The sequence below is a fragment of the Amycolatopsis marina genome, from assembly GCF_900111885.1.
Taxonomy (GTDB): domain Bacteria; phylum Actinomycetota; class Actinomycetes; order Mycobacteriales; family Pseudonocardiaceae; genus Amycolatopsis; species Amycolatopsis marina.
Map to the genome: position 1 here is coordinate 99,262 of NZ_FOKG01000015.1, position 19,266 is coordinate 118,527.

Below are 19,266 nucleotides of genomic sequence, written 5' to 3' on the forward strand. Positions count from 1 at the left end.
TCACCTGGCCGGCAGCAGGAACGACTTGCGCCACAGGTGCATGCCCGGGGCGCCGACGAGGCCGTTCTCCTGCAGGAACGGCATGATCTTCTCGCCGCCGAACCGGACTGTCTCCTGCCAGTGCGGATTGTTCAGCGCCGCGCGCACGCCCTCCCTCGGGGAGATGCCGACGGCCTTGTAGATGCCGGGGTTGATGAAGGCCCTGGTGACGAAGTACGAGACCAGCGCGATGATGAACCGCTGATACGGCAGTTCGGCCTTGGAGAGCTTCGCCATCCCGCGGGTGACCTCCTCGCGGGCGAAGGTGACGTGCCGCGCCTCCTCCAGCACGTGGATCCGGTTCACCATCCGCACCAGCGGCTGGATCTCGGGATCGTTCATCTGCTCGCGCTGCAGCCGGTCCAGCACCTCCTCGGCGACCAGGATGGCGCCGTAGCGGGCGGGACCGTAACTGATCGTCGGCATGAGCTTGGCCAACTGCCGGAGCCACGGCACCGGGCCGTAGGCGGGGCAACCGATGCGGTCGGCCATCCTGGCGAACATCGTCGAGTGCCTGCACTCGTCCGCGATCTCGGTGAGGGCGTACTGCGCGTGGTTGCTCGTGGGGTCCTGCTCGTAGACCTCCTTGAGCAGCATCTGCATCAGCAGGATCTCGAACCACAGACCGGTGGTCGCGATGCTGGCGACCTCGTGCTTGCCGAGTTCGATGCGCTGCTCGTCGGACAGCCGGTCCCAGAGGGGCGTGCCGTACAGGGAGGAGCGGTGCTCGGGGATGAATCGCTTGCCCTCGACCAGCGGCGCGCCCCAGTCGATGTCGACGTCCGGGTCGTAGAACTTGTTCGCCGAGGACTTCAGCAACCGGTCCGCGGTCTTCTCCCTGGTCGGATCCTTGAGCGTCCGCGTCACTGCCGACACCGCCTTCCTCGCATATGTGTGTAACCACTGGTAACAGTTACCTCTGGTAGCATGCTGGCCATGGTCGACCGTGTCAAGCGCAACAGCAAGCGATCCAGCAAGCACTCGCGTGACGACGCCGCACCCACCGGCGACGCCCGCAGGGACCGCTGGCGTAAACACCGGGTGGCCCGGCGAGCGGAGTTCGTCGAGGCGGCACTGACGGCCCTGCACGAGCACGGACCCGACCTGGGCATGGACGACGTCGCGGCGGCGGCGGGTGTCACCAAACCGGTGCTGTACCGGCATTTCGACGACAAGGCCGACCTGTTCCTCGCCCTCGGCCAGCGCGGGACCGAGATCCTGCTGCAGCGGTTGATTCCGGCGATCAACGCCGAACTCGCCCCGGTGCCGCGGATCCGGATGGCCCTCGACGCGTTCTTCACCGTCATCGAGGAGCATCCGAACCTCTACCGGCTGCTCGCCAGGGGATCCTTCGCGGAGAAGCCCGTCGACGCGGACGTGGTGGCCGAGGACAAAGAGATCATCGCGACCGCCCTGACCGCCCTGCTCGGGGACTACATGCGGATGTTCAACATGGACTCGGGAGCGGCCGAGCCCTGGGCATACGGAATCGTCGGCATGGTGCAGAACACCGGTGAGTGGTGGCTGGAGCGCCGCTCGATGAGCCGGGACAGCTTGGTCGAGTACCTCACCCAGATCATCTGGGCCGCCATCGACGGCCTGGCGCGGCAGCAGGGCATCGTGATCGACCCGAACAAGCCGCTGGAAGAGAACAAGGTCATCCGCCTGGCCAGGCAGAACGAGTCCGACCAGCAGTCCCAGATCAGCTGAAGTTCAAGGGAGAATTTCGTGAGCGAGCACGACCACGACGAGGACGGCTACAGCGGCCCGGCGACCCTGCTGGTCTCCGACACCGAGATCGCGATCGAGGTGGAGTTGCGCGGCCACTTCCAGCCGATCGACGGTTACTACCGGTGGTACGGCCGAGTGAAGGCCAACGAGCAACTTTCGGCACTCGCCGCGGGCCGGAAGAAGAAGGCCGAGATCCGCACGCCGCAGGGATCGGCCACGGGCGAGTTGTCCGATCCGGATCCGTGGGACCGGTACCGGATCATGGGCACGAGCACGCCCCCGTTCACCGTGCCCGTTTCGCTCGACGAGGTCGAAGCCACCGCGTCCTGACGGCACAACGAAAGCGGGCACCGCAGAAGCTGCGGTGCCCGCTTTGTCGAACGATCAGCTACCGACCGCGAAGCCGACCTTGCGAACATCCGAGGCCGCGATCTCGACATAGGCGATCCGGTCTGCCGGGACGATGAACCTGCGGCCCTTCTCGTCGGAGATGCGGAACAAGCCGTCGTCGGCGTTCAAGGCCTCGGAAACCAGCTTCTCGACCTCGTCGGTCGTCTGGCCACTGGACACCACCAGCTCCCGCGGCGTGTCCTTGATTCCGATCTTGACCTCCACGTGCAAACCTCCGCCTGATGTCGTGCCGTGCTCTTGCAAACCAGGCTATCCGAGCCCGAGCACCTGCATCCGTTTGGTGTGACCCTGCTGCAACCGCCGGAAGAGACCGGCTATTCCCGACAGGTCGCCGGAGCCGGTGACAATCAATTCCGAAAGGCCGTCCCGCTCGGCGACCACATACTGCGCCTGGGTGAGGGCCTCGCCCAGCAGCCTGCGCCCCCACAGGGCCAGGCGGTCGCGCTGCCTGGCGTCCGCCGCGATTCCCGCCGCCACCTCGCGTTCGGCGAAGGCGGAGTGGCCGGTATCGGCCAGTACCTCGAGTACGAGTTCGCGGGTCTCCTGGTCGAGCCAGTTGGCCATCTCGCGGTAGAGATCGGCGGCGAGACCGTCGCCGACATACGCCTTGACCAGTGATTCCAGCCAGGAACGGGGAGCCGTGGACGCGTGGAACGCGTCGAAGTGCGCGACGAACGGCTTCATCGCGTCCTCGACGGCGATGCCGTGCTCGGCGAGAAAACGCTCCAGCCGGGCGTAATGACCGATCTCGGCGGCGGCCATCGAGGCCAGCGCGGCCCGCCCGGAGAGGGTCGGGGCGGTACGGGAATCCTCGGACATCCGGTCGAAAGCGGACAGTTCGCCGTAAGCGAGCACGCCGATCAGGTCCACGACTCCGTCACTGATCGTCGTTTCCGCCTCGGCGCCACGCTCGTTCGCAGCCTCAGTCACGACTGCCACCGTAGAGCAACGGTGAATCCGCACGGTAGCCGAACCTGCGTGTGTGCATAACGCTCATACATAGGGCAACGATGACGAAGGACACGCGGGCGGATGCGACCATCCTCACGCTGGGCCGGGTGGCCCGGCTACACTGTGGGGTGATAACGACATAATCTTCCGCGCTCCTGCCGGGCGTCCGTCTGGGAGACGGCTCCCACTGGAGTGGTGCAGGCCATCGCCGGAGCGCGGCGGGAGCGACCTGAAGCGGGCACATCGCCGCAGGTCGCGAACAGAAAATCTGGATCTCGCATGCGGACGTTCCGCTGCGATTCAGCGACAACAACTGAATCACGCGGGAACCGCCGCTTGCGGCGGCCCGAGACGACGGAGGCAGGGCCGGTCCAGACGCAACCAGCGTCCACCAGCCGAAACCCAGGCCCTGGCTACGATCGGCTCGGACTTTCCGCTGCGATTCAGCGACAACAATGTGCGTGCACGCCTCGAACGGCATTCCCGCCGGTGCGGTTCGGCCCGGGAATACGGAGCCGGAGTCCAACCCCAGCGGTCGAGTGTCGCGAAATACCTGGCTGTGCGCGCTGGTATGAGAGAGGCGATCACTCTGACCGCGAATCCGTCCGAGAACGACGACACCACTACCACCGGCACTGACCCGGTCGCGCTGGAGCACAGCGAGAGCGGCGCCGGTGAAGCCGACCCGTCACACCCCCTCCAGGCCCGCCCCGATGTGGAGCCGGAGTCCCCAACCTTCGCCGAGTTCAACGTCCGGCCGGAGATCGTCCGTGCCCTCAACGAGGCCGGTATCGAACGCACCTTCGCCATCCAGGCGCTCACCCTGCCGCTCGCGCTGGCCGGGGACGACCTGATCGGCCAGGCCCGTACCGGCATGGGCAAGACACTCGGCTTCGGCATCCCGCTCCTGCAGCGGATCACCGTGCCCGGCGACGGCACACCGCAGGCCCTGGTCGTCGTGCCGACCCGGGAGCTCTGCCTTCAGGTCAGCCACGACCTGACCGACGCGGGCAAGCACCTCGGTGTGCGCACGCTCGCCATCTACGGCGGCCGCCCGTACGAACCGCAGATCGAGGCCCTGCGCAAGGGTGTCGACCTGGTCATCGGCACCCCTGGCAGGCTGCTCGACCTCGCTGAGCAGCAGCACCTGGTGCTCGGGAAGGTCAAGGGCCTCGTGCTCGACGAGGCCGACGAGATGCTCGACCTCGGCTTCCTGCCGGACATCGAACGCATCCTGCGCATGGTTCCGGAGCAGCGGCAGACCATGCTGTTCTCGGCCACCATGCCCGGCCCGATCATCACGCTGGCGCGCACGTTCCTGACCCAGCCCACCCACATCAGGGCCGAGGAGAACGACGCCGGTGCCATCCACGAGCGGACCACCCAGTTCGTCTACCGGGCCCACTCGATGGACAAGCCCGAGCTGATCGCCCGCGCCCTGCAGGCCGAGGGCCGCGGCCTTTCGATGATCTTCACGCGGACCAAGCGGACCGCGCAGAAGGTGGCCGACGAGCTCGCCGAGCGGGGCTTCGCGGCCGCGGCGGTGCACGGAGACCTCGGTCAGGGCGCCCGTGAGCAGGCCCTGCGCGCGTTCCGCAGCGGCAAGGTGGACGTGCTGGTCGCCACCGACGTCGCCGCTCGCGGTATCGACGTCGAGGACGTCACGCACGTGATCAACTACCAGTCCCCGGACGACGAGAAGACCTACGTGCACCGCATCGGCCGGACAGGGCGTGCGGGCAAGACCGGCGTCGCGATCACCCTGGTCGACTGGGACGACATGCCGCGCTGGAAGCTCATCTCCGACGCACTGAAGCTGGAGAAGCCGGAGCCGGTGGAGACGTACTCCACCTCGGCGCACCTGTTCAGCGACCTTGGCATCCCCTCGGACGCGACCGGCAGGCTGCCACTGGCCAAGCGGACCCGCGCCGGCCTCTCGGCCGAGCGCGAGGAGGACCTCGGCGGCAAGCGCAGGAGCAAGACAGGGCGGGAGGCGAGTCGCCCGGCCCGCACCACGAAGCCGCGCAGGCGCACCAGGGGCGGAGCCGACGCGGCTGCCGCCATCGAGGCTGCCGACGCGGCCGGTTCCGGCGAGCAGGACGAGCCCGGCAGGGAGGCACGCGGTGAGGCCCGCAGGCCGCGCCGCAGGACTCGCGGTGCGGGCAGCGGCAGCAAGCCCGCCACCGAGCAGACCGCGGCTGGCGACAAGGCCGAGTCCGGAACCGGGGAGAACGGCGAGCGTCCCGCCCGCCGTCGCCGCCGTCGCCGTTCCGGCTCACCAAACGGCGCCAACACGCCCGCTTCGGCAGACTGAAGGCGATCTTCGGCCGACACTGTCCGATCGGGAGCAGAAGGCATGAGTGACCGTGAGTGACAGCACGTCCGGGAACAGCGGATCGCCTGATCATGGCGATCCGCGCAACTCGGCCGACGCACTCCCGCCATCGAGGCGTCAGGGCGTCGACCAGCAGCACGGGACAGTCCCCGGAAGTCAGAGCCATGGCGACTCGATCGCGGATCCGAGTTCTCCGACAGGCACCGACAGCACTTTCGGGAACGCCGGTGGCCGCCACCGCAGGCCCGCCTCGCCGGAATCGTCTCCGGGGTATCCGCAGGACGACACGCAGGACACCGACGAGCTCCCGGCCTTCCGGCCACCGGCCGGAAGGCCGGCCCGCCGTTCCCCCTGGAGCACAGGGCGGGACCGGGTGGCGGTAGCGCTGGTCGTGCTCGGATGCGTGTTGCTCGCGGGGACCGTCTGGGCGTTCAGCGACCAGCGGGGGACCGTGCAGCAGAACGCGGAGCCACCGCCGCCGCTACCCGCCGCACCGGCTTCGGTACCGGGCACACTCACCGAGATGTGGCGGGCGCCCAGTTCGGCCACACCCGTGCCGGTTGCCGAAGGGGCCACCGTGGTCACCGGCGACGGTGGCGAGGTGGCGGGCCGGGACGCACTGACCGGGCAGGTCCGCTGGCGGTACGGGCGGGACCTGCCACTCTGCACCGTGGCCCCGGCCTGGAATCGGGTGCTCGCCGTGTACAGCAAGACCGGCGCGGCGGGCGCCACCGGGTGCAGTGAGGTCACCCAGCTCGACCCCGGCACCGGTGGGCGGACTGCTCAGCGCAACGGCGACGCCGAGCTGGGCACCCGCCTGGTGGTCGGCGAGCGACACGTCACCACCACCGGCAGCCGACTGCTCAACACCTGGCGCGATGACCTGGTCAAGAGCAACGAGTACGGCCAGGTCCCCGCGCTGGTGAACCCCGAGAAGCAGCCGCGCACCGGCTGCGCGTTCGCCTCCGTCGCCGCGACCTCCGGGAAGGTCGGCGTGGTCGAACGCTGCCCCGAGGACCCGGCGGACCGGCTGACCGTGTTCAAGGCGGCTCCGGACAAGAGTGACAAGCCCGAAGTCGAGTACAGCACGGTGCTGGCCGGCGGCTCGGCACAACTGGTGGCGCTGACGGAGAAGGCCGCCGCTGTCGCGCTGCCTGAGCAGAGCCGGCTGGTCATCTACGACGTGGAGGGCCGCGAGCGGGCCGCGTACCCGCTCGACCTGCCCGCGGGCGACCTGTCGGAAGACCCCAGCGGCGGTGTGGTTCCAACGGCACAGGGCGAGGCGAACATCTACTGGTTCACCGGTTCGCGCACCATGGCCCTGGCCAAGGACGACCTGACCCCGAGGTGGACGGTCAACAACACCCTGGGCGCGGGCACGCTGTTCGCCGGCCAGTTCGTCGTGCCCATCGAAGGCGGCCTCGTGGTGATCGACGAGGCTGACGGCGGGACCGTGCGGACCATCGGCGTCGACCGGCGTGAGCACTCCGGCCCGGTGGCGCTGTCCTCGACCGGCCCGGTCCTGCTCGAACAACGCGGGGACACCGTGGTGGCCCTGCGATGACGGAGACGGGACGAGTTTCCACCGCGGCCCAGCTCACCACCCACAACGGCGCACGGATCGACCTGCCCGGACCGTACGGGCCGATCGCCGCGCTGCGCGGCGCCGAGCCCGCGGGCACGGCGAAGGGGACCGTGTTGCTCGTACCCGGATACACCGGTTCCAAGGAGGACTTCGCCCCTCTGCTCGACGGGTGTTCGGCGGCCGGGTTTCTCGCGGTGACGGTGGACCTGCCAGGGCAGTACGAGTCGCCGGGCCCGGACGACGAGAGCGCCTACCAGCCCGCCGCCCTCGGCCAGGTGGTGGCCGATCTCGTCGCACACCTCGGCGCGAACGGCGGTCCGGTCCTGCTGCTCGGTCACTCCTTCGGCGGCCTCGTGGTCCGGGGTGCGGTGCTGGCCGGCGCGCGGATCGCGGGCCTGACGCTGCTCGGCAGCGGACCCGGCAGGTTGGCCGAGGGCATGCGGCGCGACGCCCTCGACACGGGTGAACCACTGTTGCGGACCGAAGGGCCGGAGGCCGCCTACGCCGTGCGGGAGCGGGTGAACGCACGGTTCCCGGCGTGGCAGGCGACTCCGGCTGCGCTCAAGGAGTTTCTGCGCACGCGGTTCGTCGCCTCCAGCGCCTCGGGTCTGCTCGGAATGGCCCAGGCGCTGCGCACGGAACCCGACCTGGTCGATGCGCTGGCCCGGGCGCTGCGCGGATCCGGTACTCCCGGTCTGGTGGTGGCAGGCGAGCACGACGACGCGTGGAGCGTCCCGGAGCAGCGAGAGATGGCTGGCCGACTCGGCGCCGGGTTCGCCTTGGTCGAGAACGCCGCGCACTCCCCCAACACCGAGAACCCCGCGGCGCTCCTGAACATCCTCGTCGCCACGTGGCGATCCTGGCTCTCCCCCACGTCCTGACATCGGTCACCCTTGGTGCGTCTGCAAGTACCACCATGCAAGATCAACTTGTGCTTTTTCTATCGCCTATCCAGCGGGCACAGCTCCCACTTGGCGGTAGAAAACTGCGATCTCGATCTTACTTGGGCGTACTTGCAGACGCACCATCCCTGGAGGCGAGCGGGCTGGATTGGGGCGGGGCGCCGGTCAGGCCCACCAGAAGAGCCAGAGGGTGGTGAAGGCGAGGAGCAGGACGGCGGCCGCGGCCAGCGCGGCCGGTCCGCCGTGGGCACGGTCGGCGATCCGCTGCGCCACCACGGCGAGCGCGGCCCCGACGACGTGCCCGACCACCATGAACGGGCCGGGCCCTTCGGACGCGCTCACCAAACCGGCGATCTGCGCGCCGAGGACGATCACCGCCAGCACCACGAGCCCGGCCACGAGGGAACCGGTCAGCCCACGCCACCACCGGCCGCGCCTGGTGCGGCGGTTGCTCGACTGCCCGGCATCCACCCTGGCGACCGGTTCGAGCTCGCTCGTCACCTCGGGTGCGTGCATTCGGCTCCGTGACCTCTCTGCCAATTTCCTGCCCCGTCGTTGCTGTCGCTCAGTGCCTGTGGCGAGAACTCGGGCCGCAATCGAGTCGCCGGGCCACCGTTCCCAGACGCTCGCTCAGGGCGCCAGCAGATCCCACGATCGGGCCGCGGGCGCGGCCGCCTGCCCTGGGGCACAGCTCGGCCGGAAGTCGCACGCGGCGCAGTGCCCGCCCGTCCTCGCGGGAAACAGCTCGTCGGCGCTCCCGCCGTCCGTCAGGGTATCCGTCGCAACCCGCACGGCGTCGGCGGTCTCTTCGGCCTCCACCAGGTGCCGGTCGAGACTGGCGCGCGTGTGCTCGAACCCGGCGACGGTGTTGCTGGGCAGGTGGTGCAACTCCACTCGGCGACACGGCGCCCGCAGCTCCTGCTCGGCCGCGACGGCGTACAGGGCGAGCGCGCGGGCGGCACCCGCGTCGCGTTCGTCCGGCATTCGTCGACCCGTCTTGCCCACCCGTCTCCCACCACCACCCAAACCGAGACGCTCCGCGCCACCCGTCTTGTAGTCGACGATCACCAGCTCGCCACCGCGCTCGTCGATGCGGTCCACACGACCCTCGACGATCATCGTGGCCGACGCGGAACCGTCGGAACCCGCCCGCGCCGAAACCCAGCGCTCGAGACCGACCGGTTCGATCGAAACGTCCTGGTGCTCGACGTACTCCGCGACCCAGCCCTTCGCCCGCTCGCGGTAGTGCGCGGCCTGCTGTGCGTCGAGGAACCCGGCGTCCTTCCAGTGCTCGCTCACCAGTGCCGCAGCTCTGGCCGGAGTCCGTTTCGCGGCCGGCAGGAGGAACAGCGCGCGCAGGGCGTTGTGCACCACGGCGCCGAGCGTGCTGTTGGCCCACGCGCCCGTGCGTCGTGGCGCAGGCCGATCGAGGTACGTCATGCGGTAGCGGCGCGGGCAATCCACGAACGTGGACAGGCGCGCGGGCGTGACCCTGGACAGCTTGCGCTGTTGCACGCCGAAGTCGAACCCGAGCTGGGACATCCGCTCACCCCCGGCCGTCCACCCTACTCAGGGGGTAGGACAACTCTCAGACTCCCGCGACGAAACCACGGACCGCGTCGGCCACAAGTTCCACCGCGATCGCGGCGAGCAGCAGACCGGCGATCTTGGCCAGCAGGGTGATCCCGCTCTCCTTGATCACCCGGATGACCACGCCCGAGTAGCGCATGCACAGGAAGAGCACCAGGTGCACGGTGACGATCGCCAGTGCCAGCGCGATGTAGGCGCCGAGCTGGCCGTCGGCCTGGCGGACGAACACGATCGTGGCCGCGATGGCGCCCGGCCCGGCCAGCAGCGGGGTACCCAGCGGGACAAGTGCGACGTTGACGTCCTCGGTGGCTTCCGGCTGCGCGCTGTTCTTCCCGGTCAGCAGGTCCAGCGCGATGAGCAGCAGCAACAGCCCACCGGCGCCCTGCAGCGCGGGAATGCCGATGCCGAGGTAGGCCAGGATCGCCTGACCGGCAACCGCGAACAACGTGATCACCAGCAGCGAGACCAGCACGGCCTGCCGAGCCGCGCGGGCGCGGGCGGCGACCGGCTTGCGCCCGGTGAGGCTGAGGAACACCGGCACGGTCCCGGGCGGATCCATGATCACGACAAGGGTGATCGACGCCTCCATGAAGAGCTTGGCGTCGAAGAAGTCCTGCAGCGCCATCAGGCTGCTCCGCCGACGGCGACGGTGGCGCCACTGGACCTCGCGATCAGCGCCTCGAGCATCGCCGGGTCCGTCGTCTCCTGGCCGAGCGCGATCGTCTTGTTCGTGCCGTGATAGTCACTGGAGCCGGTTTGCAGCAGGCCGAGACCGTCCGCGAGCTCCCGGAGCTCGGCTCGGGTGTCCTCGTCGTGGTTGGGGTGGTCGACCTCGAGCCCCGCGAGTCCGCGTGCCGCGAGGTCCTCGATCACCCTCGGGGTCACGGTCGGACCGCGGGAACTGGCGAACGGGTGCGCCAGAACGGTCACCCCACCCGCGTCGGCGATCATGTCGATGGCCGCTTCGACCGGCGTGTCCTGTCGCGGCAGGTAGTAGCCCCGCCCGTTGCCGAGATAACCGGCGAACGCCTCGTCCACGCTGGCGACCACACCGGCGCGCATCAGCGCCTGGGCCAGGTGCGGACGGCCTGCGGGAGCGTCGGGGTGCAGCAGGCCCATGACCTCGTCCGGGTCGATCGGCAGCCCGTCCTCGGCCATCCGCACGGCCATCGACCGCAGCCGGGCCCTGCGCTCGCCACGCAGCCGCAGTTGCTCGGAAACGATCGCGGGCGAGGTCGGATCGAACAGGTACGCCAGTAGGTGCACGCTGACGTACCTACCGGCGGTGTCGACGGACACGCAGGACAACTCGGCCCCGGGAATCAGCCGCAGCCCGGGCGGCAGCGCCTCGATGGCAGGCTCCCAGCCCGCCGTGGTGTCGTGGTCGGTCAGGGCGATGACGTCGAGGCCGGCTTTCGCCGCGGCAGCGACCAGTTCGGCGGGACTGTCGGTTCCGTCCGACACCGTGGAATGGGTATGCAGGTCGATGCGCACCCGCCCATTCTGAACGAGGGGTCACCCGGCTGCGTTGTGAGCCCCTTCGGCGCACTGCCGGGATGGTCCCCTCAGCCGACCATCCGCTTGCCCCTGGCCGCACGTTGGGCCTTGATCATCGAGAACCGCTCGGCCTGCTTCTGCTTGTCGCCGAAGACGAGTTCGGAGATCGTGTCGTAGAACTCCTCCGGCTTCGGCAGGTAGGAGATGTTGTTCAGCGCCTGGATCTGCCCCGCGGACTCCACGACCATCGTGCCGTAGCCGAGCATCCGGCCCCAGAAGGATCGCTGATAGGTCAGGTCGGTGACCTTGCTGATCGGCATCATCAGCACCTTGGTGGTCCAGACCCCGGTGGTCATGATGAATCGTTTGTCGGTCACGACCAGCCGTTCGACCCACCACTCCATCACGATGTAGGTGAATCGCAGCACCACGAGAAGGGCCGCGTACCAGAGCACGTTCTGCACGACCCACATCGAAGGGGGCAGCAGGTAGGAGACCATCACGAAGATAGCGATCAGCGCGATGGCCTCGAACGCGTCCCAGGCCAGAGACGCCCAGTGCCTGCGGACCCGGATGACCCTGCGCTCGGTGTCGAGCAGGTACTCATCGGGGTCTCGTGGCGCGAACATACCCGAAGACTAACGGCGACTAGGCGAACACGCTGCTGACAAAACTGATCACCGACTCTGCCGCGTCGCGGAGGAATCCGATGATGTTCGATACGAGCCCGGCCGCGCCAGCAGGCTGGGCGATCACGAAGTAGAGCACCAGCGCGATCCCCGCGAATGTGAGGAGCTTCTTGACGTCCACGACGCTCCATCCCGTTTCTGTGTCAGACCTGCATCGTCAGGTAACCACTAAGTTTGTACCGCACTGCGGTGCGTTACGGGAGGTAAGTCCCGCGCTTGGGGCAGTAACGACCCCAGAAGTCACCCGATTACCACGGAGAGTGATCATTTTCCGGTGATGTGGACAACAGTCAGGCACTCTACTCAGCGTGCCACCGGCAGTAGTCGTCGCCGAGGGGTCGGTGTCGTGCCGACCTGCACGGAGATTCCTCCCCTGGACCAGCGATTTGTCCCGTTTCGTCGCCCACGGAGGTGTGGTTTCCGTCACTCACGGCCGGATGCGAACGGTGATCAACGATGACCGCCGTCCGTTGCGTCGGTGCCATCGTTCACGACCAGCAGGGCAGGCTGCTGCTGATCCGGCGCGGGAACGAACCCTCTCGCGGGCTCTGGTCCCTGCCTGGCGGGAAAGTCGAACAGGGCGAGTCCGACGCCGTAGCGGTGGTCAGGGAACTGCGCGAGGAGACCGGGCTGGACGGCGTGGCGGGCGCGCTGGCCGGTCAGGTGGTGCGCGGACCGTACGAGATCTACGACTACGTCTGCCGAGCGACGGGCGGCACGTTGCGAGCGGGCGACGACGCCGAGGCCGTCCGCTGGGTCGACGCGGCGGCGTTCACCGAGTTCGAGGCCGCCGGGGCGCTCGCCGACGGCCTCGCCGAGGCCCTCCGCGGCTGGGACGCGCTGCCCCGGCGCTGAGGCCGTTTCCAGGCAGCTCAGCCCTCACGCAGCACGAACTTCTGGATCTTGCCGGTCGAGGTTTTCGGCAGCTCGGCGACGAACTCCACCCTGTCGGGCACCTTGTACCCGGCGATCCGGGCCCGCACGTGCTCGCGCAGCTCCGGGGCGGCCGCCTCGTGCCCCGCCCGCAGCACGACGTAGGCCTTTGGTCGCTCACCCCACTTCTCGTCGGGCACCCCGACCACGGCCACCTCCAGCACGGCCGGGTGGGAATCGATGGCGGCCTCGACCTCGATCGTGGAGATGTTCTCGCCACCGGAGATGATGATGTCCTTGGCCCTGTCCCGCAGCTCGATGTAGCCGTCGGAGTGCCAGACCCCGAGATCCCCCGAGTGAAACCAGCCACCGTGGAAGGCGGTCGCCGTGGCGTCGGGGTCGGCGAAGTAGCCCGACATGACGTTGTTCCCGCGCATCACCACCTCGCCCATGGTGACGCCGTCCCTCGGCACGTCGCGCAGGTCGCCGTCGACCACCCTGACCCCGTCGGTGACCACCATTCCGACGCCCTGCCGGGCGAGCAGCCTGCTGCGGGCCTCGACATCGAGCACAGCCCATCCGTCCTGGTATTCGCACACCGTGTACGGCCCGTAGGTCTCGGTCAGCCCGTAGACGTGCACCAGACGGGTACCCAGCTCGGCCATTCGGGAGATCACCGTGGGACTCGGCGGTGCCCCCGCTGTGGTGACGACGACCTCGCGGTCGAGTGGATGCGCGTCCTCGTGGTTGGCGATGGTGACCAGGACGGTGGGCGCGCCGTTGAGGTGGGTGATGCCCTCCGTGTCGAGCAGCCGCCAGATCTCCCCGCCGTCCACCGCGCGCAGGCAGACATGGGTGCCGCCAACCGCGGTGACGGCCCAGGTGGTGCACCACCCGTTGCAGTGGAACATCGGCAGCGTCCACAGGTAGCGGGACTCGGGGGTGTGCCGGGAGTGGATCACCTCGGCGAGCGCGTTCAGGTACGCACCCCGGTGGTGGTACATCACGCCCTTCGGCTTGCCGGTGGTTCCCGAGGTGTAGTTGATCGAGATCGTGGCGCGCTCGTCCGCCACCGTCCACGGCAGCGGCTCGTCGTCGCCCTTCGCGACGAGGTCGGCGTAGGAGATGCCGCCGACAGCCGGGTCGGCGGCGGCTCCCGATGCTGGGTCGGTCACGGTGACGATCTCGCGCACACCAAGGTCATCGGCAACGGGCGCGATCGACGGATGCAGGGCCGAGTCCACGACCAGCAGCTTCGCCCCGCAGTGCCGCACGATGTGCTGGATTTCGGCAGGGGCGAGCCGGGTGTTGATCGCCACCAGCACCGCGCCGGCCAGCGGCACGGCGAAGTGCGCGACCAGCATTTCCGGGATGTTCGGCAACAGGTACGCGACCCGGTCCCCCTGCTCGATTCCACCGGCGCGCAGCGCCCGTGCCACCCTGGTCGTCTCCCCGGCGAACTCGCGATAGGTGATCCGCCGGTCCCCGTAGACGATGGCCGTCCGGTCGGCGAAGACCTCGCCCGACCGTTCCAGGAACGTCAGCGGGGTCAACGGGGTGAACGAGACGTCCTCGTCAGCGGTAGCTCCCATCGCTCAATAGTGGAGCGCCGGATGGGACCCGACAATCTCTAGGTGGAGACACCCGCCGGGCTTACCCCGCCAGCCAGGTCATCCGCTGCCCGTGCCCCTGCGTCTTCGCCAGCGGCTGGGCGCGGACCGTGCCCTCCACCCACGTCGCCAGCCCGAGCACGAACTCCTCCGGAGCGGCGAGGTCGTCCCTGCCGGGCAGTACGTAGCCGAGGCCTGCCTTGTAGGCCTCCTCGCTGATCCACCACAGTGGACGCTGTATGGCCAGCCCACGCAGTGCGTCCACGAACTCCTGCTGCCGCCGCTGCGGCAGGTACGGCAGCACGTGACTGGTGATCACCAGCAGCGGCAGCTCGGCGGGCAGTCGTGCCGCGGCGGCCGCGAGGTCGTCGACGGCGTCGCCGGTCATCAGCTCGGGCGGGTCCTTGCGCTGGGCCGCGGCAGCCGTGCGCAGAAGGCGGATCCGGTCCGGCTGGTCCGCCCACACACAGGCCTCCAGCCAGGCGAGCTCGTCCTCGTCACCCGCGTTCACCGGCGCCCTGTCCAGCCCGAGCTTGGCGCCGACGGCGAGTTTCTTGGGCAACTTCGGCAGCGTCGCCCCCGGCGCCAGTTCCATGGCGCAGTGCAGCCCGACAGCGGCCTTCGCGGGCCCGGCGGTCAGCTGCTCCCCACCGTCGCACTGATAGCGGTAACCGAACTTGTCCAGGCCCAGCAGCAGGCCCGCACTGCAACCGATCTCCAGCAGGGCGACCTTGCCGCCCGCCTGTTTCGCGGCCAGCGACACACCGGGGTAGAGCAGCGCCGCACGCCGGACCTCATTGGTCTGGGTGAAACGATGCGCCACCAGTTCGCGGACCTGCTCCGCCCGCTCCAGCAGGAACGACCGGAACAGCGGCCAGGTCTCCGAGTCCACGCCGTCGAAGCCGCCCAGCGACGGGTAGTACCGCGAGAGCGGATGGATCGGATCGGCCTGGATCAGCCGGTGCGCCACGGCCAGCAGCAGCGTCGGACGGGCATCGGCGGGTGCCGCGGCCGCGAGCAGGCTGGCGACCGCGTCGTCCTCGGCGGCCTTGAGGGCAAGGTGCTCGTACAGCGGGGAGTTGCCCGCCGCATCGGTCTCGGCGAACCGGCGCAGCCGGTGCTTGATCTCCTCGAGCAGATCACTCATGGGGCAAGGCTCCCAACCGACGGCTTACTCATGGGGCACCGGCCGTCCCGGTTGCTCGCTGTGTCCATCGGCGTCCCTCGTCCCTCGCTCCGCGTGCAAGGCTCCCAACCGACGGCTTACTCATGGGGCACCGGCCGTCCCGGTTGCTCGCCGCCCCGCGACTCGCCGTACGAACGCTTCGGCACCATCACCTTGCGGCGGAAGGTGCAGACGATCAGGCCGTCCTGCTTGTAGCCGCGGGTCTCGACGTACACCACACCACGGTCGTCCTTGGACTTCGACGGCGTCTTGTCCAGCACCTCGGTCTCACCGTAGATGGTGTCGCCGTGGAACGTGGGCTTCACGTGCCGCAGCGACTCGACCTCCAGATTCGCGATCGCCTTTCCCGAGACGTCCGGCACCGACATGCCCAGCAGCAACGAGTAGATGTAGTTGCCGACCACGACGTTCTTGCCGAAGTCCGTCGTCTCCCCCGCGTAATGCGCGTCCATGTGCAGCGGGTGGTGGTTCATGGTGAGCAGGCAGAAGAGGTGGTCGTCGTACTCCGTGACCGTCTTTCCCGGCCAGTGCTTGTAGACCGCGCCGACCTCGAACTCTTCGAAGTACCGACCGAACTGCACGTTTCGTCCTCCTCGAGTAACGCGACATCGCCCTGCGCCGACATCATCTGACGCTGAGGAGTACCCTCGTTTACCGGTGTCGGCTACGTCAACGCGAGCAGCGACACGCTACGAGGGCACGAGCCTGAAGATGACCCCGGCCGGAGGAGGTGAGGAACGCAGATGAGTAGTGGCGATAGTCCGCTTCCTAGTACCACCAGCGTTCCCGCTGTTTCCGCCGGCACCGTCACGTACGGGTAGCCCGGGCAGGTCACCAGCTGGGAGCGCTGGCCACGCCGAGCGGACCGATCCGCTTGGCGCGTCGTTTCGTGCACGACGTCACAGCCAGGAGTCTCACCATGCCAGCAATCCCCTCCCTCGGCAATTTGCGAGGACGCGCGGCGAACCGGGGCAACAAGGTGCGGTCACCGATCCCGGTGCCGCCCGCTGCCTACGTCGTCGACTGCGCGGTGTACGTCGACGGCGAGCGGCTGGCGGGCGACTGGACGCACTCCGCCGCCATCGAGGAGGTCCGGCGGCGGCGTGAGGGCTTCGTGTGGATCGGGCTGCACGAGCCGGACGAGAGCCAGATCCAGGGCATCGCCGACACCTTCGGCCTGCACGAGCTCGCGGTGGAGGACGCGGTGCACGCGCACCAGCGCCCGAAGCTGGAGCGCTACGACGACACGCTGTTCATGGTCTTCCGCACCGTGCGGTACGTGGAGCACGCGTCACCGACCACCGCGAACGAGATCGTCGAGTCGGGCGAGCTGATGGCCTTTCTCGGCACCGACTTCATCATCACGGTGCGGCACGGGAACCACTCCGGCCTGGCCCGGTTGCGCCAGGAACTGGAGTCCGACCCGGAACAGTTGGCGCACGGCCCCGCGTCCGTGCTGCACGCGGTCGCCGACCACGTCGTCGACCACTTCCTCGATGTGACAGAGAGCATCGAGGACGACATCGACGAGATGGAGACGCAGGTCTTCGCACCGCGCTCGCCAGTGACCTCCGAGCAGATCTACCTGATGAAGCGCGAGGTGCTGGAACTGCGCAGGGCGGTGATGCCGCTGGCCATGCCGTTGCGCAGGCTCTCCGAGGGCTACACCCGCCTCGTTCCCGACGATGTCCGGTCGTACTTCCGCAACGTGCACGACCACCTGACCAACGTGTCCGAGCGCGTCGCCGGCTTCGACGAGCTGCTCACCACGCTCGTCGACGCGACCCTGGCCAAGATCACGCTGCAGCTCAACAGCGACATGCGCAAGATCACCGCCTGGGCCGCGATCATCGCGGTTCCGACCGCGCTGGCCGGGATCTACGGGATGAACTTCGACTACATGCCCGAACTGAACCTGCGCTACGGCTACCCGATGACGGTGGCCGTGATCCTCGGCATCTGCCTGCTGCTCTACCGAATATTCCGAAAGAACCGATGGCTCTAGGGCACATCGCCCTCCCCGCGTCGTTGCTTCCTTCTGACCTGTTCGGAGTACGCCATGCCACGCATGTTCACCAACCTGAAGTTCTGGGCCCTGACGGTCGCCATCATCTGGATCGCGGTCGTGACCGCGGTCATCACCATCAACCCCGAGTTCGCCCACGTCCCGCAGTGACGGTGTCTTATGCAAATGAGTGTTATGCACACAGGCAGGTGCGGCTACCGTGCGTATGTCACCTGCACTCGGTCGCCGCGAGCCACCCTCCGGGCGGCCCCGTCAACCGAGTTGTGCATAACCCTCACGAGCTCGCAGTAGCCTGGGGACATGCCCACGGCCCTAGTGGTTGCCGACGAGGTCGAGGAGCGGTTGTGGACCGACGCGGTCCGGTCCCTCTCCGTCGACCTCGTCCTCGGCGCCGGTGACCTGCCGTTCGACTACCTGGAGTACCTGGCGGCCGCGCTGGATCGGCCGCTGGTGTTCGTCCCCGGCAACCACGACCCGGACCTCACCGGCTTCACCCGCTACGGCGGCCTTTCGATGCGCAGCGGCTTTCCCGAGCGGTGGCCCGGTCCCGAAGGCGGGATCAACGCCGACGGCAGGGTGGTGGACGTCGCGGGTGTGCGGATCGCGGGCCTCGGTGGTTCGGTCCGGTACAACGAGGGGCCGAACCAGTGGACCCAGGGGCAGCAGTCCCGCAGGGCACGGCGCCTGGAATGGGCGGCTGCACGACGGCGACGGCGGGACGGCCGGGATGTGGACGTCCTGTTGACACACTCACCGCCGCGGGGCGTCGGTGACCGGGAGGACCCACCGCACCACGGCTTCGACTGTCTGCACAGGACAGTGCAGCGGATCAGCCCGGCGTGGTTGCTGCACGGGCACATCCACCCATACGGGGAGAGCCTGCCCGAACACCGGCTCGGCGGCACTCGCGTGCGCAACGTCGTGGGGTACCACGTGATGGAGCTGCGGCAGGAGACACCAGCGGAGGCGACGTGAGCGACCGGCAGGAGACATGAACAGCAGAGACACCGGGTTTCCCCGCGCGGACGCCGAACACGACTTCCTCCGTGCCCGCCGGAGGCAGGTGCTGTCCCGGCTGGCGAACTGGCTGCGCAGGGAGCCCGACGACGTCAACATCATGCTGCCCTTCCACGAGGTCGTCGACGCACTGGGCTGGGAGGGCGAGCGAAGGATCGGCCTGCGGGTGATCCGGCTGGACTCCATCGTCGGCAGTGTGGATCGCGGCCGTGATTTCGACCGGCGGTTCCGGCCGACCTCGGGGCGGGTACGCGAACGCTGGGAACGGCTGGCGCTCGCCGCCCGGCGCGGCGAGAGCATCCCGCCGATCGAGGTCTACCGCGTCGGCGACCTGCACTTCATCATCGACGGACACCACAGGGTCTCCGTCGCCCACTCCATGCGATTGTCCACAATAGACGCATTCGTGACCGAGGTCAGGACGAAACTGAACCCCAGTGGTATCCGGTATCGGGGCGACCTGATCGTCAAGGACTACCGCAGGCTCTTCCTGGAGCGGGTACCGCTGACCGGGCAGGCGCGCGCCGCCGTCATCCTCACCGATCCCTGGGACTACGCCGAACTCGGCGAACATGTGGAGGCATGGGGCTTCCGGCTGATGCAGGACGACGGCGTGTTCCACGACCGGGCCACCGTCGCGGCCAGGTGGTTCGCCGACGAGTACCAGCCGGTGGTGCAGATGCTGCACCAGGCCGATCTGGTCGGCGACCGCACCGAGGCCGAGGCGTACATGTGGGTGGCGGGCGAGCGCTACCGGCTCATCCGGACGCACCGCTGGGACGACGACGTCATCGAGGCCGTGCGTTCACAGCGCATGCAGTAGG

General features: G+C 68.6%; 21 protein-coding genes. 9 read left to right on the forward strand and 12 right to left on the reverse strand.

Translation table 11 applies throughout. The features are described from left to right. Positions 1 to 906: an AurF N-oxygenase family protein gene (locus BM199_RS23205; RefSeq protein ID WP_177242757.1), complete on the reverse strand. Its 906-nt coding sequence runs from the start codon at positions 904 to 906 to the stop codon at positions 1 to 3. Between the two features lie 69 nt (positions 907 to 975). On the opposite strand from BM199_RS23205, the gene BM199_RS23210 reads away from it, so the two are divergent. Together BM199_RS23210 and BM199_RS23215 are read left to right on the forward strand one after the other, a co-directional pair. Continuing rightward, the gene (locus BM199_RS23210; RefSeq protein WP_425425575.1) at positions 976 to 1,749 is read left to right on the forward strand and encodes a TetR/AcrR family transcriptional regulator; all 774 of its coding nucleotides are present in this window, start codon (positions 976 to 978) and stop codon (positions 1,747 to 1,749) included. Positions 1,750 to 1,767: 18 nt separating this feature from the next. Continuing rightward, positions 1,768 to 2,100, forward strand: a complete 333-nt coding sequence (locus tag BM199_RS23215) for a DUF4873 domain-containing protein (RefSeq protein WP_091675424.1) — start codon at positions 1,768 to 1,770, stop codon at positions 2,098 to 2,100. A 54-nt stretch (positions 2,101 to 2,154) separates the two neighbouring features. Here the strand turns inward: BM199_RS23215 and BM199_RS23220 are convergent, their stop codons facing one another. Further along, positions 2,155 to 2,385: a DUF3107 domain-containing protein gene (locus BM199_RS23220; RefSeq protein ID WP_091675425.1), complete on the reverse strand. Its 231-nt coding sequence runs from the start codon at positions 2,383 to 2,385 to the stop codon at positions 2,155 to 2,157. A 45-nt stretch (positions 2,386 to 2,430) separates the two neighbouring features. Continuing rightward, positions 2,431 to 3,111: a ferritin-like fold-containing protein gene (locus BM199_RS23225; RefSeq protein ID WP_245788573.1), complete on the reverse strand. Its 681-nt coding sequence runs from the start codon at positions 3,109 to 3,111 to the stop codon at positions 2,431 to 2,433. 736 nt (positions 3,112 to 3,847) lie between these two features. Between BM199_RS23225 and BM199_RS23230 the strand changes: the two genes are divergently transcribed. The 3 genes from BM199_RS23230 (at position 3,848) to BM199_RS23240 (ending at position 7,933) form a co-directional block, all read left to right on the forward strand. After that, the gene (locus BM199_RS23230) at positions 3,848 to 5,446 is read left to right on the forward strand and encodes a DEAD/DEAH box helicase (RefSeq protein WP_425425577.1); all 1,599 of its coding nucleotides are present in this window, start codon (positions 3,848 to 3,850) and stop codon (positions 5,444 to 5,446) included. A 196-nt stretch (positions 5,447 to 5,642) separates the two neighbouring features. After that, positions 5,643 to 7,031: an Rv3212 family protein gene (locus BM199_RS23235; protein WP_425425578.1), complete on the forward strand. Its 1,389-nt coding sequence runs from the start codon at positions 5,643 to 5,645 to the stop codon at positions 7,029 to 7,031. Further along, a complete protein-coding gene (locus BM199_RS23240) occupies positions 7,028 to 7,933 on the forward strand; it encodes an alpha/beta fold hydrolase (protein ID WP_091675428.1) in 906 nt (301 codons plus the stop codon). The genes BM199_RS23235 and BM199_RS23240 overlap by 4 nt, the downstream gene beginning before the upstream one ends. Positions 7,934 to 8,119: 186 nt before the next feature. On the opposite strand, the gene BM199_RS23245 is transcribed toward BM199_RS23240, so the two are convergent. The 6 genes from BM199_RS23245 to BM199_RS23270 form a co-directional block, all read right to left on the reverse strand. Beyond that, on the reverse strand, positions 8,120 to 8,470 hold the full coding sequence (locus tag BM199_RS23245; protein ID WP_245788577.1) for a hypothetical protein: 351 nt from the start codon (positions 8,468 to 8,470) through the stop codon (positions 8,120 to 8,122). Positions 8,471 to 8,584: 114 nt separating this feature from the next. After that, complete coding sequence (locus BM199_RS23250; protein ID WP_091675429.1) at positions 8,585 to 9,496, reverse strand: RecB family exonuclease; 912 nt, start codon at positions 9,494 to 9,496, stop codon at positions 8,585 to 8,587. Between the two features lie 46 nt (positions 9,497 to 9,542). Further along, positions 9,543 to 10,169 carry a MarC family protein gene (locus BM199_RS23255; RefSeq protein ID WP_091675430.1) on the reverse strand — a complete coding sequence of 209 codons (627 nt, stop codon included), beginning with the start codon at positions 10,167 to 10,169 and terminating at the stop codon, positions 9,543 to 9,545. After that, positions 10,169 to 11,038, reverse strand: coding sequence for a PHP domain-containing protein (locus BM199_RS23260; RefSeq protein ID WP_091675431.1), 870 nt, complete (start codon positions 11,036 to 11,038; stop codon positions 10,169 to 10,171). The genes BM199_RS23255 and BM199_RS23260 overlap by 1 nt, the downstream gene beginning before the upstream one ends. 71 nt (positions 11,039 to 11,109) lie before the next feature. Further along, entirely contained in the window at positions 11,110 to 11,670 is a 561-nt protein-coding gene (locus BM199_RS23265) for a PH domain-containing protein (protein WP_091675432.1), read from the reverse strand. A 19-nt stretch (positions 11,671 to 11,689) separates the two neighbouring features. Next, a complete protein-coding gene (locus BM199_RS23270; protein WP_091675433.1) occupies positions 11,690 to 11,851 on the reverse strand; it encodes a hypothetical protein in 162 nt (53 codons plus the stop codon). Positions 11,852 to 12,186: 335 nt separating this feature from the next. On the opposite strand from BM199_RS23270, the gene BM199_RS23275 reads away from it, so the two are divergent. Continuing rightward, positions 12,187 to 12,585, forward strand: coding sequence for an NUDIX hydrolase (locus tag BM199_RS23275; protein ID WP_091675434.1), 399 nt, complete (start codon positions 12,187 to 12,189; stop codon positions 12,583 to 12,585). A gap of 17 nt (positions 12,586 to 12,602) precedes the next feature. Here the strand turns inward: BM199_RS23275 and BM199_RS23280 are convergent, their stop codons facing one another. From BM199_RS23280 to BM199_RS23290, 3 genes are all read right to left on the reverse strand, one after another. Further along, positions 12,603 to 14,195, reverse strand: a complete 1,593-nt coding sequence (locus BM199_RS23280) for an acyl--CoA ligase family protein (protein WP_091675435.1) — start codon at positions 14,193 to 14,195, stop codon at positions 12,603 to 12,605. 61 nt (positions 14,196 to 14,256) lie between these two features. Then, positions 14,257 to 15,360, reverse strand: coding sequence for a DUF2332 domain-containing protein (locus tag BM199_RS23285; RefSeq protein WP_091675436.1), 1,104 nt, complete (start codon positions 15,358 to 15,360; stop codon positions 14,257 to 14,259). Between the two features lie 116 nt (positions 15,361 to 15,476). Continuing rightward, positions 15,477 to 15,980, reverse strand: coding sequence for a MaoC family dehydratase (locus tag BM199_RS23290; RefSeq protein WP_091675437.1), 504 nt, complete (start codon positions 15,978 to 15,980; stop codon positions 15,477 to 15,479). Positions 15,981 to 16,318: 338 nt separating this feature from the next. Here BM199_RS23290 and BM199_RS23295 point away from each other — a divergent pair, with 338 nt between their 5' ends. The 3 genes from BM199_RS23295 (at position 16,319) to BM199_RS23305 (ending at position 19,265) form a co-directional block, all read left to right on the forward strand. Beyond that, positions 16,319 to 17,404: a magnesium and cobalt transport protein CorA gene (locus BM199_RS23295; RefSeq protein WP_091675438.1), complete on the forward strand. Its 1,086-nt coding sequence runs from the start codon at positions 16,319 to 16,321 to the stop codon at positions 17,402 to 17,404. 321 nt (positions 17,405 to 17,725) lie between these two features. Continuing rightward, a complete protein-coding gene (locus tag BM199_RS23300) occupies positions 17,726 to 18,400 on the forward strand; it encodes a metallophosphoesterase family protein (RefSeq protein WP_091675439.1) in 675 nt (224 codons plus the stop codon). Between the two features lie 16 nt (positions 18,401 to 18,416). After that, positions 18,417 to 19,265: a ParB N-terminal domain-containing protein gene (locus BM199_RS23305; RefSeq protein ID WP_091675440.1), complete on the forward strand. Its 849-nt coding sequence runs from the start codon at positions 18,417 to 18,419 to the stop codon at positions 19,263 to 19,265. Position 19,266 lies beyond the last annotated feature (1 nt).

Excerpts from the sequence above, each read along its gene's own strand:
- BM199_RS23210 (WP_425425575.1), top strand. The coding sequence starts at position 976 with ATGGTCGACCGTGTCAAGCGCAACAGCAAGCGATCCAGCAAGCACTCG.
- BM199_RS23240 (WP_091675428.1), top strand. The coding sequence starts at position 7,028 with ATGACGGAGACGGGACGAGTTTCCACCGCGGCCCAGCTCACCACCCAC.
- BM199_RS23245 (WP_245788577.1), bottom strand. The coding sequence starts at position 8,470 with ATGCACGCACCCGAGGTGACGAGCGAGCTCGAACCGGTCGCCAGGGTG.
- BM199_RS23250 (WP_091675429.1), bottom strand. The coding sequence starts at position 9,496 with ATGTCCCAGCTCGGGTTCGACTTCGGCGTGCAACAGCGCAAGCTGTCC.
- BM199_RS23255 (WP_091675430.1), bottom strand. The coding sequence starts at position 10,169 with ATGGCGCTGCAGGACTTCTTCGACGCCAAGCTCTTCATGGAGGCGTCG.
- BM199_RS23265 (WP_091675432.1), bottom strand. The coding sequence starts at position 11,670 with ATGTTCGCGCCACGAGACCCCGATGAGTACCTGCTCGACACCGAGCGC.
- BM199_RS23275 (WP_091675434.1), top strand. The coding sequence starts at position 12,187 with ATGACCGCCGTCCGTTGCGTCGGTGCCATCGTTCACGACCAGCAGGGC.
- BM199_RS23280 (WP_091675435.1), bottom strand. The coding sequence starts at position 14,195 with ATGGGAGCTACCGCTGACGAGGACGTCTCGTTCACCCCGTTGACCCCG.
- BM199_RS23285 (WP_091675436.1), bottom strand. The coding sequence starts at position 15,360 with ATGAGTGATCTGCTCGAGGAGATCAAGCACCGGCTGCGCCGGTTCGCC.
- BM199_RS23295 (WP_091675438.1), top strand. The coding sequence starts at position 16,319 with ATGCCAGCAATCCCCTCCCTCGGCAATTTGCGAGGACGCGCGGCGAAC.
- BM199_RS23300 (WP_091675439.1), top strand. The coding sequence starts at position 17,726 with ATGCCCACGGCCCTAGTGGTTGCCGACGAGGTCGAGGAGCGGTTGTGG.
- BM199_RS23305 (WP_091675440.1), top strand. The coding sequence starts at position 18,417 with ATGAACAGCAGAGACACCGGGTTTCCCCGCGCGGACGCCGAACACGAC.